Raw genomic sequence first — 13,171 nt, 5'->3', positions numbered from 1 at the left:
AACATCTTGTAGAAATTCTGAAATTGCCCGATATGTAGCAGGTTATTTTGATGCTATGCTCAATTCATGAGCGGTATGAAAACTTTGTTCTGTTCTTCTGCGCTGGTGGTAATCTCCTCCCTTCCACCGGCGCAGGCCGCGCCTTCCGACCCGGTGGCCCTATTCGCCGCCTGTGCGGGACGGCTGTCGGCGCTGATGGAATTCCAGTGGATGTTTGACGGCCCGGCCTCGGATCAGACCAAGGCACAGCGCGCGGCGATGATTTCCCTGCTTGACGCGGTAAAGCCGCCCGACGGTGGCCGCAGTGTCCTCGCCCACCGGATCGACGCCAAGATGGCTCAGGCGGCGTTGTTCACGCGCGCGACGTTCACCGACGATCCTGACGATGCAATTCGCGCCCGCAGGCTGGCCGACATCCGCATCGCGGAGTGCACCGCCCTGCTGCTCGGCTGACCCTGTCCCGGGCGTGATCCGAGACCTCATTGCCCACCGCGTCGGCCCCGATTCCTGCGTTGGGCCACTGGCCTTCACCTGCCGCAGCCATTAGGGTGACGCCGTTGCAATCACAGCCGCAGGCCCCTCTCATGGCGCAGTCCGACAACCCCGCAGATCCGTTCAAGAAAGCGCTGGCCGAAGCCACCAAGGTGATGGCCGACGACCCGGACCTGACCGTCAGCTATTCGGTCGATCCCTCGGGTGTCTCGGGCGATGCCATGCGGCTGCCGCAGGTCTCCCGGCGGATGACCCGCGACGAGGTGCTGCTGGCCCGGGGCACTGCCGATGCGCTGGCGCTGAAGCACAAGTACCACGACGCCGCCACCCATTCGCGATATGCCCCCCCGGGTGACATGGCGCGCGATCTCTATGAGGCGATGGAGACCGCCCGCTGCGAAGCCATGGGCGCCCGCGACATGCCCGGCACCGCCGGCAACATCGACGCCAAGATCAACTCGGACGCGCTGAAACGCGGCTATGACCAGATCACCCAAAGCGCGGATGCGCCGCTGGCCGCCGCTGCCGGTTACCTGATCCGCCACCTTGCCACCGGGCGCGACCTGCCGCCCGCTGCCACCAACGTCATGGACCTCTGGCGCGGCTACATCGAGGATCAGGCCGGCGGACAGCTCGACGACCTGCAAGAGACGCTGTCTGACCAGAGCCAGTTCGCCAAGTTCGCCCGCCGCATCATCGACGACCTCGGCTATGGCGACCAGCTTGGCGAAGACCCCGACGAGATGGACGACGAGTCCGAGGACCAGGCCGAGGACAGCGAAGAGAACCAGCAAGAGCCTGACTCGACCGGCCAGGACGAGGAGCAGGACGACGGCGACGCCAGCCCCGAGCAAAGCCAAGACGACCAGCAGGATCCGAGCCAGGCCAATGTCACCATGGACGACATGTCGGACATGGAGGAAGGCGAGGAAACCGACCTTCCCGAGGGCGAGGCCCCGCTCGAACCCCCTGCCCCTGCACCGGTCAGCGAGGCCGATCCGGACTACACCGTCTTCTCCACCGAATACGACGAGGAGATCGCCGCCGAGGAACTGGCCGAACCGGCCGAACTCGAGCGCCTGCGTGCCTATCTTGACCAGCAACTAGAGCCCCTGAAGGGTGCGGTCAGCCGGCTCGCCAACAAGCTGCAACGTCGGCTGCAGGCCCAGCAGAACCGCTCGTGGGAATTCGACCAGGAAGAGGGTGTGCTGGATGCCGGACGGCTGGCGCGGGTGGTGGCAAACCCGACGACGCCGCTGTCTTTCAAGGTCGAACGCGATATGGAGTTCCGCGATACCGTGGTGACGTTGCTGCTGGACAACTCCGGCTCGATGCGCGGCAGGCCGATCAGCATCGCCGCGATCTGCGCCGACGTACTGGCGCGCACGCTGGAACGCTGCTCTGTCAAGGTCGAGATCCTGGGTTTCACCACCCGCGCCTGGAAGGGCGGGCTCAGCCGCGAGGACTGGCTGGCGCAGGGCCGCGCGCAGCAGCCCGGGCGGCTCAACGACCTGCGCCACATCATCTACAAGCGGGCGGACGCACCGTGGCGGCGGGCGCGGCCCAATCTAGGACTGATGATGAAGGAAGGGCTTTTGAAGGAAAACATCGACGGTGAGGCGCTGGAATGGGCGCACCGTCGTATGGTGCACCGGCCCGAGGCCCGCAAGATCCTGATGGTGATTTCCGACGGTGCGCCGGTCGACGACTCGACGCTTTCGGTGAACCCGGCCAACTTCCTCGAAAAGCACCTGCGCGACGTGATCGCCATGGTCGAACGCCGCCGCGCGGTGGAACTTCTGGCCATCGGTATCGGCCACGACGTGACGCGCTATTACGACCGCGCGGTGACGATCACGGACGTCGAGCAATTGGCCGGCGCCATGACCGAGCAGCTTGCGGCGCTCTTTGACAACGATCCGCGGGCGCGCGCCCGGGTGATGGGGATACGCAGGGCCGGATAGCCCGGTTCGGATGGGTGACATGACCCGTCCCGTGACACAGCCGGACAACAGCAGCACCGCGTCCGGACCAATGACAAAAGACAGGGGGCAGGACATGTTTCAATCGTTCGAGGTCACCTCGTGGCCCGACCAGGGACCTCCGCGGCTCAAGTCGCTCAGGACCGAGATGGCGCGGCAGGGCCTAGACGGGTTCATCGTGCCCAAGGCAGACGTGCATCAGGGCGAATACGTCGCGCCGCGCGACGACCGGCTGGCCTGGCTGACCGGGTTCACCGGCTCGGCGGGGTTCGCGGTCGTGCTGAAGGACGAGGCCGGCGTCTTCGTCGACGGACGTTACCGCGTGCAGGTGAAGAACCAGGTCGCGGGCGTCTTCACTCCTGTCGACTGGCCCGAGGTGCAATTGGCCGCCTGGGCTAAGGATCGCCTGTCGAAAGGCGCGGTGCTGGGCTTCGATCCCTGGCTGCACACGGTCAGCCAAATCCGCCGCCTCGAGGAGGGCCTCGAAGGCTCGGGGATCGAACTGCGGGCGGTCGACGGCAACCCGGTGGATGCGATATGGGCCGACCAGCCGGCGCCGCCATGCGCGCCGGTGCGCATCCACCCCGACGATCTGGCCGGACGGACATCTGCCGACAAGCGCGCGGACCTTGCCGGCGGACTGCGCGCCAAGGGCGCGAAGGTGGCGGTCATCACGCTGCCGGATTCGCTTTGCTGGCTGCTCAACATCCGCGGCGCGGATATTCCCCGCAATCCGGTCGCGCACGGCTTCGCCCTGCTTTGGGACGATGGCAGCGCCGATCTGTTCATGGCCGAGGAGAAGCTGGCAGAAGTGGACCTTGGAGAAGCGGTGCGCCTGCATCGGCCAGAGGCTTTCGCCAAGGCTCTGGCGGCTTTGGAAGGACCAGTGCTGATCGACCCTGAAAGCGCGCCAGTGGCTGTGGCAGGTGCGGTCGCGGCAGAAGTGATCGAGGGCCGCGACCCTTGTGTGTTACCCAAGGCCTGCAAGACCGAGGCCGAGCTGGAAGGCATGCGCGCCGCCCACCTGCGCGACGCCGTGGCAATGTGCGAATTCCTCGCCTGGCTGGACGAGACCGCCCCGGGCGATCTGACCGAAATCAGCGTCGCCGCGCAACTCGAAGCGTTCCGGCGCGAAAGCAACCAGCTTCAGGACATCTCCTTCGACACCATCAGCGGCTCTGGTCCCAACGGCGCCATCGTGCATTACCGCGTCACCGAAGAGACCGACCGCAAGCTGGCCGAGGGCGAACTGATGCTCGTGGACAGCGGCGGTCAGTATCTTGACGGCACCACCGACGTTACCCGCACCATGGCCATCGGCACGCCGCCGCGCGACGCCTGCGAAGCCTTCACCCGCGTGCTGCAGGGCCTCATCGCCATGAGCCGCGCGCGCTGGCCCGAGGGTCTGGCGGGGCGCGATCTGGACGCGCTGGCGCGGATGCCGCTGTGGCTGGCCGGGCAGGATTACGGTCACGGCACCGGGCACGGCGTCGGCGCCTACCTCTGCGTCCACGAAGGCCCGGCGCGGCTGGCGCGGACCGGGACCGAGCCGCTGCGCGCAGGCATGATCCTGTCGAACGAGCCCGGGTTCTACCGTGAAGGTGCCTACGGCATACGGATCGAGAATCTCCAGGTCGTGAAGCAGTCCGATCCCCTGCCCGGCGGCACCGTGGACAAGATGCTCGACTGGGAAATCCTGACATGGGTGCCGATCGACCAGCGTCTGATCATTGCCGAGATGCTGACGCAGGCCGAACGTGACTGGCTGAACGCCTACCATGCGACATGTCGTCGGAAACTCGACGGCAGGCTGGGCAATCGGGCGGCGCTGTGGTTGGATGCGGCAACCACAGAAATCTGACACGACAGGGTTACATGCGGCTGCGCATGTATGCACCGAACTTCGGGGGAGAGCACGAGTGAGCATCAAGATCGTCAAGGCAACCGGCAAATGGACCATCCGCGCGGCTGGTTCGGTTCTGGGCGAAAGCTCCAGCGCGCTGGAACTTATCGAGGATGGCTACGCGCCGGTGATCTACTTCCCGCGCAAGGATGTCGCCATGGCATTCCTCGAACCCTCGGAGAAAACCACCACATGTCCGCACAAGGGCACCGCCAGCTACTATTCGCTGGCCACCATGAACCGGACGCTCGAAGATGCCGCGTGGTCCTACGAGGATCCGAAGGAGGAAGTCGCACGGATCAAGGGATACCTTGCCTTTTATCCGGGCGAGTACCTGAAGGTGGAACAGGCCTGACCAGCGCTGTCAGATTGACCTCCGCCGAGCCCAGGGCGCGGCGGGGCCACCTGAGATCCGCTGACTAGCGCCATACGGGACACTTCCCCGGACCGCTGCTGCCCTGCCGCCTTGGTCAGCTGTGCTCTTCCTCAGCCGTCGCGGCCAACGCGCGGTTGTAGGCCTTCAGCGCATCGACGTGAAACAGCGCCCCGCGCAGCTCCGGCGGCTGGCCTTCGCCGCGCAGCGCCACCACCGGCAGGAACACCACGCCGGATTCCTCGAACATCGGCATCGCCGCTTCCAACGTGGCATTGGCGTCAAGGTAGACGCCTTCCTCCACCATCTCCCAGCAACGCGCCTCGGCGGGTGCCCTGTCATCGTCCATCGGGCGCATCACCTGCGCCACCCGGAACATCGCCAGCAAATAGGCCTGCGGTCCCGCCGCCAGCCTGACCCCGCGCCGCTCCAGCTGCGTCAGGAAGAACGACCGGTTCACCAGCCGCGAGGCCAGCGCCGTAGACATCGACACCGAGACCATCACCGCCAGCCCGGTCTGCCAGTCGCCGGTCAGCTCAAAGACGATCAGCGTGGTCGAAATGGGCGCACCCAGCACCGCCGCCGCCACCGCGCCCATCCCGGCCAGCGCATAAAGGGTGTAGGCCCCCGAGTTGTCCGGAAACACCCCGGTGGCGATCAACCCGAAGGCCAGCCCGGTCAGCGCCCCCACCATCAGCGAGGGCGAGAACATCCCGCCGCCCATGCGCCCCGCCATGGTCACCGCCACCGCCACCACCTTCACGGCGGCAAAGACCACAGCCTGCCACAGCACCAACTGACCGGTGAGTGCCAGCGAGGTGGTCTCGTAGCCGACGCCGATGATATGCGGAAAGAAGATCGCCATGACCCCGAGGATCGCCCCGGCCAGCACCGGCCGGATCCAGTAGGGCAGCCCGATCCGGCTCTGTAACCGGCTTTCGACGTCATCGGCCCAGAAGATCGAACGGATCATGATCACCGAAACTAGCCCGCAGACCAACCCGAGGATCAGGAAGGCAGGCAGCTCGAGATAGAACTCCAGCGCAGATGTGCCGGGCAAGGTGAATTCGGTCACATCGCCGAAGGCCAGCCGGTTGATCACTGTTCCCGCCGCGCTGGCCACGACAATCGGCGCGAAGCTGTGCAGCGCGAAATGCCGCAGCACCACCTCCAGCGCGAACAGCGCCCCGGCAATCGGCGCATTGAAAGACGCCGAGACCGCCGCCGCCACCGCACAGCCCAGCAGGTCGCGCCCGGTGATCCCGTCCGCCTTCAGCACGTTCGACACCCATGACGAGATCAGCGCCGCGATATGCACCACCGGGCCTTCCCGTCCGGTCGAGCCGCCGGTCGACAGCGTGATCAGGGACGAGGCCGCCGATGCGATGCCGGCCTTGGTCTCGACCCGGCCGTCATTCAGCGCCGCGCCCTCGATGACGTCGGCCACGGCTCTCACCCGGCCGTCCGGGGTGAACAGATGCAGGATGATGCCCACCGCGACGCCGCCGCCCATCGGGATGATCAGCACCCAGAACCAGTCGAGCCCTTCGAGGAAGGTATGCAACTGCGTGATGTCGTCGGTTCCATAAAGTGAAGCCTGCAGCAATTCGATCCCGCGCCGGAACAGCAGCGCCGCAAACCCTGCGGCGATCCCGATCATCAGCGCGATGAACCAGAACTGCACCTGGCTCGGTCCGCGATGCCGCAGCAATTGCCAGCCTCGAGAGAAGACCTTGCGCATGTCATGCAACTGACTGAGGGCCGCGTTTCGGTGGTTTGTTGCCATGTCGCTCGATCTACGTCTTTGCGCACGAAGGCCCCTCACGTTAAGAATGCGCGATTTAGCAGATCAGGCAGGGCAGCCATGACCACACCAAAGGCGCAGCTTCACGAAGCCATCGAAGCGTTGTCTTCCTTGTTAGGCCAGCGCTTGACGCTGTCCAAGTCCGATCTGGCGCTGCACGGCCGATCCGAAAGCTATTTCTCCGAAACATTGCCCGATGCGGTGGCTTATCCGATGACCACCGAGGAGGTATCCGAACTGGTCAGGATCTGTGCCCGGTACGGGGTGCCGGTGGTGGCCTGGGGCACCGGCACCTCGCTCGAGGGTCATTCGCTGGCGGTGCAGGGTGGCGTGGTGGTCGATTTTTCCCGCATGAACCGGGTGTTGCAGGTCCGGCCAGAAGACATGGACGTGACCGTCCAGCCCGGCCTCACGCGCGAGGCGCTGAACGAGGGTCTGCGCGCCACCGGGCTGTTCTTTCCGGTCGATCCCGGCGCCAACGCCGCGCTTGGTGGTATGGCCGGTACCCGCGCCAGTGGCACCACGGCGGTGCGCTACGGCACCATGCGCGACAACGTGCTGGGGCTCGAGGTGGTTCTGGCCGACGGGCGCGTGATCCGCACCGGCACCCGGGCGCGCAAGTCATCGGCCGGCTACGACCTGACCGGGCTGATGGTGGGCAGCGAGGGCACGCTGGGCCTGATCACCGAGCTCACCCTGCGGCTGCACGGCCAGCCAGAGGCGATCAGCGCCGGGGTCTGCGCCTTTCCCGACATGTCGTCGGCCGTGGCCGCGGTGACCGACACCATCCAGATCGGCCTGCCGATGGCCCGCATCGAGTTCGTCGATGCGGCCACCGCCGCGGCCGTCAACGCTTATGCCGGTATGGACTTTCCCCTGCTGCCGCATCTGCTGTTCGAATTCCACGGCTCCGAGGCAGCCGTCGCCGAACAGGCCAGACAGTTCGGCGAGGTCGTGCAAGATCACGGCGCGCTCGGCTTCGACTGGTCGGTGCAGCCCGAGGACCGCAAGGCGCTCTGGACCATGCGCCACAACGCCTATTATGCCATCCTCGCCTCGCGCAAGGGCGCCCGCGCGGTCGTCACCGACATCTGCGTTCCGATCTCGCGCTTGGCCGAGGCGGTCGAGGCGACACAGGCCGACATCGCGCAATCCCCGATCCCCGGCCCGATCCTCGGCCATGTCGGTGACGGCAATTTCCATGCCATCCTTCTGATCGACCCCGATCAGCCTGCAGAGATCGAGGAGGCCAAGGCGTTGTCCGCAAGGATGGTCCGCCGCGCGCTGGATCTCGACGGCACCTCGACGGGCGAGCACGGAATTGGCATGGGCAAGCTGGAGTTCATGACTTCAGAGCACGGCCACGGCTGGTCGGTCATGGGCCAGATCAAACGCGCGCTCGATCCGCAGAACATCCTCAATCCGGGCAAGCTGGTCCCGCCCCGCAACTGAGGTCAGAGGGTTTTCGGCTCACCCGCGCCCTTTGGCGCGATTAACCGGCCAGCAGGGCCCGTGCCGCCGCCCGCGCCTCGTCGGTCACCGTGTCGCCCGCCACCATGCGCGCGATCTCGTCCACCCGGTCTCCGGCATCAAGCGGCACCACCCGAGACAAGGTCTGCTCACCGGAGACACGCTTCTCGACCCGCCAGTGATGCGTACCCAGCGCGGCCACCTGCGGCGAATGGGTCACCACCAGCACCTGCCCGGCCTCGGCCAGCGCGGCGAGGCGCCGCCCGACCGCATCCGCCGTGGCGCCCCCCACCCCGCGGTCGATCTCGTCGAAGATCATCGTCACGCCGGCATTGCCCTCGGCCAGGCAGACCTTGAGCGCCAGCAGGAAACGGCTGAGTTCGCCGCCCGAGGCGATCTTGCCGATCGGTCCGGCCGGCGCACCGGGGTTGGTGGCCACCGTGAAGGCCACAGCGTCCATGCCCTCAGGGCCCGGTGTGTCGCCGGCGATCTCCGTGGCAAAAACCGCGCGCTCCATCTTCAGCGGCGCCAGTTCGGCCGTCACCGCCGCATCGAGACGTGCGGCGGCGGCGCGCCGCGCGTCGCTCAGGGCGCTGGCGGCGGCGTCATACCCTGCCTGTGCCACCTCCGCGGCCTTGCGCAATTCGGCAATTCCCGCGTCGCCGCTATCCAGCCGCTCCAGCTTGCCGTGCAATTCCAGCGCCAGCCCGGGCAAATCCTCGGGCGCCACCTGATGCTTGCGCGCCAGCCCGCGAATGGCGAACAACCGCTCCTCGGCCTCTTCCAACTCATGCGGGTTGAAGGCCAGCGCCTCGAGCGTCTCTTCGACCCCGCGCGCCGCGGCATCCAGCTCTTCCATCGCACGGCCCAGTGCGGCCAGCGGTTCCTCAAGCCGTCCCTCCGCACGGTCCGCCACCCCGTCAAGCCAGCGCATGGCGTCCGACATTGCCCCTTCCGCGCCATCGTTGCCCAGCGCCTGCCCGGCTCTTGTTATGTCCTCGCGGATGCGCTCGGCCTGCTGCATCAGGCGCCGGCGCGCGTCAAGCTCGGCCTCTTCACCGGGCTGCGGATCGAGCGCGTCCAACTCGCCTACGGCGTGGCGGAGGAAATCCTCTTCGCCACGCATCGCCGCCAGCACCGTTTCGGCCTCAGCCAACGCCTTCCGAGCCGACCGCAAGGCCCCCCAGGCCGCACGCACCGCCGCCAGTTCGGCCTCGACCCCGGCAAAGCTGTCAAGGATGCGCCGATGCCCTTTCGGGTTCAGCAATCCGCGATCGTCGTGCTGGCCGTGCAACTCCACCAGCGTGTCGGACAATTGCCTCAAAACCTCGCCCGAGACGCGACGGTCGTTGACCCAAGCCGTCTTGCGTCCATCAACAGAGTTCACCCGCCGGAGAACCAATTCGTCCGAGACCGGCAGCCCGGCCTCCTCCAGCACGTCGCGCGCCGCGTGCCCCAAAGGCAATTCGAACTCGGCCACCACCTCGCCCTGCCGGGCACCGGCGCGCACCAATTCGGCCCGGCCGCGCCAGCCCAGCACGAAACCCAATGAATCGAGCAGGATCGACTTGCCGGCCCCGGTCTCGCCGGTCAACACGTTCAGCCCGGGCTGGAAAGCCAGCTCGAGGTGATCGATGATCAGCATGTCCCTGATATCAAGTGCGCGCAGCATGGTATCCCGTAGGATGGGTGATCGCGCCCATCTTCGCTACAGCCATTCACCCTTCACCATCTGGCGATAGACCGCGCCCAGCCAGTTGTTCTCGAAAACCCTGGGCTGCAGCCCCTGCCCGGTCAGCAGGCGGTAGCTGTCCTCGTACCATTCGGTCGATTGGTAGTTGTAGCCCAGGATAGCGCCCGCGGTCTGGGCCTCTTCGGCCAGGCCCAGCGACAGGTAGCTTTCGACTAGGCGGTGCAGGGCCTCGGGGGTGTGGGTGGTTGTCTGGAAATCCTCGACGACCACGCGGAAGCGGTTGATGGCGGACGTATAGTGCTTGCGCTTCAGGTAGTAGCGCCCGATCTCCATTTCCTTAGCGGCAAGGTGGTCGAAGGCCAGGTCGAATTTCAGGATCGCCGAGCGGGCATATTCGCTGTCGGGGTAGCGTTCGATCACCGTGCGCAGCGCCTGAAGCGCCTGGAAGGTCAGGCCCTGGTCGCGACCCACGTCCTCGATCTGGTCGTAATAGGAAAGCGCCAGCAAGTACTGCGCATAGGCGGCATCGTCATCGGCCGGATAGAAATCGATATAGCGCTGCGCCGCTGCGCGCGCGCTGTCGTATTCCTTGTCCTTGTGATGGGCGAAGGCCTGCATGATCAGCGCCCGCTTGGCCCAGTCGGAATAGGGATAAAGCCGCTCGATCTCGGAGAAAAAGCTGGCCGCTTCGCCATAGCTTCCGCGGTCGAGCTCGTATTCGCCCCGCTCGTAGATCTGCTGGGCGGTAAAGGCCTCGATCGGCGTGTTCGAAAAGCCAACATTGCCGCGGGCATTCCGGAAAGTATCGCTGCAACCGGTCAGGGTCATCCCCAGCGCGAGCGCCGCAAGGATCGTGCGTGAAGTGCTGCCGCCTCTGCGAGGTCGCTCACCCGTCATGCCTGTCGTACCCTCACCCATGTCCCGGTTCGCGGCCCGCCGGCCCGCGGATCCCCGGTTGCCGCCGTCCTATCATAAAGCTCTAAGCCTCTGAAAGGGCATACGACAGATCGCCGAAGATGGAAACGCCCGCCGATCGAGGGCGGGCGCAAGATTTCTTGATCGCGGATTTCAGGCCACGGCGGGAACGTCGTGGCGCATCACGCCGACACCCGGCAGACGGGCGGCGCTTTGGCCTTCGCATTCCTCGATGCTGACCGCGCCCGGCATGTTGAACAGCGCATGAAGCAGCATGTTCGTCATCGAGTGACCGGCCCGGTAGCCCGTGTAGTGGCCAAGGATCGGGGCACCGGCCAGCGCCAGGTCGCCCAGGGCGTCGAGCATCTTGTGACGCACCGGCTCGTCGCTGTGGCGCAACCCGCCGGGGCTGAGAACCTCCGCCCCATCGACCACCACGGCGTTTTCATAGGTGCCGCCAAGCGCAAGCCCATGGGCGCGCATATGGTCCACGTCTGCCTTGCGGCAGAAGGTGCGGCTGTCGCACAGCTCACGGACGAAGGCGCCGTTGGACAGGATGAGCTGCTTGTCCTGGCTGCCGATGGCCGCATCCTCGAAATCAATGTGGAACGACATGATCGTGGTGTCGGCCGGCGACAGTCGCGCCCAGCCGCTGTCGGTCTCCACAGTGACCGTCTTCTCGATCTTGAAGGCCGCGACAGGCACGTCCAGCGATTGCACGCCACGCGACAGGATCGCATCGACGAACGGCGCGGCCGAGCCGTCGAGGATCGGCACTTCCGGCCCGTCGATTTCGATCAGCGCATTGTGGATGCCGCAGCCCGCCAGCGCCGCCATCACGTGTTCGATGGTCGACACCTCGACGCCCGAGGTGTTGCGGATGCGGGTGCAGAGCGGCGAGCGTTCGACCGCGTCCCAACGCGCCGGCACCATCGCGTCGCCGAAGCGGACATCGGTCCGCTTGAACCAGATGCCATAGCCGGCCGATGCGGGCGAGATCACCATGCGCACCGGGCGACCGGAATGCAGACCGGTCCCGTCGAAACGAATTCTGGATTTGAGCGTTGCCTGCACGTGACCGTCCTCTTTCTTCCTGTCCCGGCTGCGATGTGGGCCTTATGACCTCTTGCAGCCTTGCAGTGGTTTTCCCCTGGAAGACGCCGGACGGATCCACTGCGAACCGGCGATGAGGGAGAATTAGGCTGACCGGCGGATATGCTCAAATAACGTATTGCAACGCTATGAAACATATAGGCGAAGGCGTCGGCAGAAACCCGCAACACTGCATTAACGTGTTGATTATAATTGTCTTTAGCGATCGCAAAGATCACTGTTAGCGCCGGGAATGTGACCCCTGAAAGCGCGATATGTCAGGTTTCGCCCCTTGGATCATGCCCGCGGCCCCTGTGCGACAGCGCTATTTCAGCCTGAATCTGTCCAGTTGCGACGGTCCACCATTGAACGTGTCAAGGTCGACCGCGCCGGAAATCCCCGGAACCGAGCCCGATTGCGAATGCTGCCAGATGGTCCAGACGGTCCACCCCGTGACCGGCTTGGGCTTGGAAACGCCGTACTCCGCCACCCACAAAGGATAATCGCCGAACGACCCGTCGAAATGCGCATTCCAGTAGCCCGGACTGGTATAGATGAACGGGCTCACCCCGTATTCGGCCGACAGAGCCTGAAGGTAGGTATGTATATCCGCAATCAGCTTGGCGTTTGTCTCGCCGCTCTTGCCCGAGGTCTCGATATCCAGCATCGGCGGCAGGTCGCCGGGCTCCATCCTGACGGTGCGGATAAAATGCTCGGCCTGCGCCTTCGGGTCCTTGCCGACGTCATAGAAGTCATAAGCGCCGCGCAGCAACCCGGCGATCTTCATGCCCTGCCAGTTGGTCTCGAACTGGGAGTCCGTGCTGGTATTGCCCTGCACCGCCTTGGCATAGGCGAACCCGATGCCGGCGGCCTTCACCGTGTCCCAGTCGACCGTGCCCTGGTAGTGCGAGATGTCGATGCCCGGAACGGTTTTGGGTTCATCCTTTTCGGGGGTAGCGTCTGGCGTCTCAGGGACGGATGTCGTCGCCTGCGGCGGATCAACCGGCGGGGCGGCCTCGGCGGGCACTGTCGATGGTGCGGGGTCTTCGGTCGCCTTTGACGCGGCCGGGGGCCTGTCGTCCGGTCGCATCTTGGGCGGTATCGAGGACTGCGGCGCAGCTGTCGAAACGGGCCGGGTCTTCGGCTGCGCAGGCGCTTTCGGACTTGCGGCCGTTGTTGATGTCGATTGCCCCTGACCCTTGAATAGAAATTGGATCGCTTTTTGAAACAGCCCTTTCAGACCATCGGATTTGCTCTTCGCCATGTCCGCTCCCTTCCCTTAAAATACTTCTGAATGAATGCGTGGGTGGTTTAATCAATCTTAACATGTTTTACGATACTGACGATGCGCAAAAGAAAAGGGCCCCTGCGGGGGCCCTCTTTGCACGAGGTGTCGTGAGTCGATCTTGCCCTCCCGGTTCAATGCGCCGGGTTCGGGTGGTCCTTG

General features: G+C 65.3%; 10 protein-coding genes. 5 read left to right on the top strand and 5 right to left on the bottom strand.

What is annotated here, in order from left to right; translation table 11 throughout:
* The first annotated feature begins 66 nt into the window (after positions 1-66).
* The 4 genes from AC04PT_RS00310 to AC04PT_RS00295 all read left to right on the top strand — a co-directional run bounded on the left by AC04PT_RS00310 (position 67) and on the right by AC04PT_RS00295 (position 4,732).
* Entirely contained in the window at positions 67-453 is a 387-nt protein-coding gene (locus tag AC04PT_RS00310) for a hypothetical protein (RefSeq protein WP_482871478.1), read from the top strand.
* A gap of 131 nt (positions 454-584) precedes the next feature.
* Positions 585-2,456, top strand: a complete 1,872-nt coding sequence (cobT, locus tag AC04PT_RS00305) for a cobaltochelatase subunit CobT (protein WP_482871477.1) — start codon at positions 585-587, stop codon at positions 2,454-2,456.
* Positions 2,457-2,550: 94 nt separating this feature from the next.
* A complete protein-coding gene (locus AC04PT_RS00300; protein ID WP_482871476.1) occupies positions 2,551-4,335 on the top strand; it encodes an aminopeptidase P family protein in 1,785 nt (594 codons plus the stop codon).
* A 58-nt stretch (positions 4,336-4,393) separates the two neighbouring features.
* Complete coding sequence (locus tag AC04PT_RS00295) at positions 4,394-4,732, top strand: DUF427 domain-containing protein (RefSeq protein ID WP_482871475.1); 339 nt, start codon at positions 4,394-4,396, stop codon at positions 4,730-4,732.
* A 115-nt stretch (positions 4,733-4,847) separates the two neighbouring features.
* Here AC04PT_RS00295 and AC04PT_RS00290 read toward each other — a convergent pair whose 3' ends face one another.
* Complete coding sequence (locus AC04PT_RS00290) at positions 4,848-6,491, bottom strand: chloride channel protein (protein WP_482872416.1); 1,644 nt, start codon at positions 6,489-6,491, stop codon at positions 4,848-4,850.
* Positions 6,492-6,614: 123 nt separating this feature from the next.
* Between AC04PT_RS00290 and AC04PT_RS00285 the strand changes: the two genes are divergently transcribed.
* Positions 6,615-8,006, top strand: a complete 1,392-nt coding sequence (locus AC04PT_RS00285; protein WP_482871473.1) for an FAD-binding oxidoreductase — start codon at positions 6,615-6,617, stop codon at positions 8,004-8,006.
* Positions 8,007-8,046: 40 nt separating this feature from the next.
* On the opposite strand, the gene recN is transcribed toward AC04PT_RS00285, so the two are convergent.
* The 4 genes from recN to AC04PT_RS00265 form a co-directional block, all read right to left on the bottom strand.
* Positions 8,047-9,696: a DNA repair protein RecN gene (gene recN / locus AC04PT_RS00280; RefSeq protein ID WP_482871472.1), complete on the bottom strand. Its 1,650-nt coding sequence runs from the start codon at positions 9,694-9,696 to the stop codon at positions 8,047-8,049.
* Positions 9,697-9,732: 36 nt separating this feature from the next.
* On the bottom strand, positions 9,733-10,614 hold the full coding sequence (locus AC04PT_RS00275; RefSeq protein WP_482871471.1) for an outer membrane protein assembly factor BamD: 882 nt from the start codon (positions 10,612-10,614) through the stop codon (positions 9,733-9,735).
* Positions 10,615-10,785: 171 nt separating this feature from the next.
* Positions 10,786-11,706, bottom strand: coding sequence for a UDP-3-O-acyl-N-acetylglucosamine deacetylase (gene lpxC / locus AC04PT_RS00270; RefSeq protein WP_482871470.1), 921 nt, complete (start codon positions 11,704-11,706; stop codon positions 10,786-10,788).
* 343 nt (positions 11,707-12,049) lie between these two features.
* The gene (locus AC04PT_RS00265; RefSeq protein ID WP_482871469.1) at positions 12,050-12,814 is read right to left on the bottom strand and encodes a glycoside hydrolase family 25 protein; all 765 of its coding nucleotides are present in this window, start codon (positions 12,812-12,814) and stop codon (positions 12,050-12,052) included.
* Positions 12,815-13,171 lie beyond the last annotated feature (357 nt).

It is taken from the genome of Litorisediminivivens sp. KMU-197, assembly GCF_056858395.1.
This window is presented reverse-complemented; position numbering and strand designations above follow the sequence as displayed.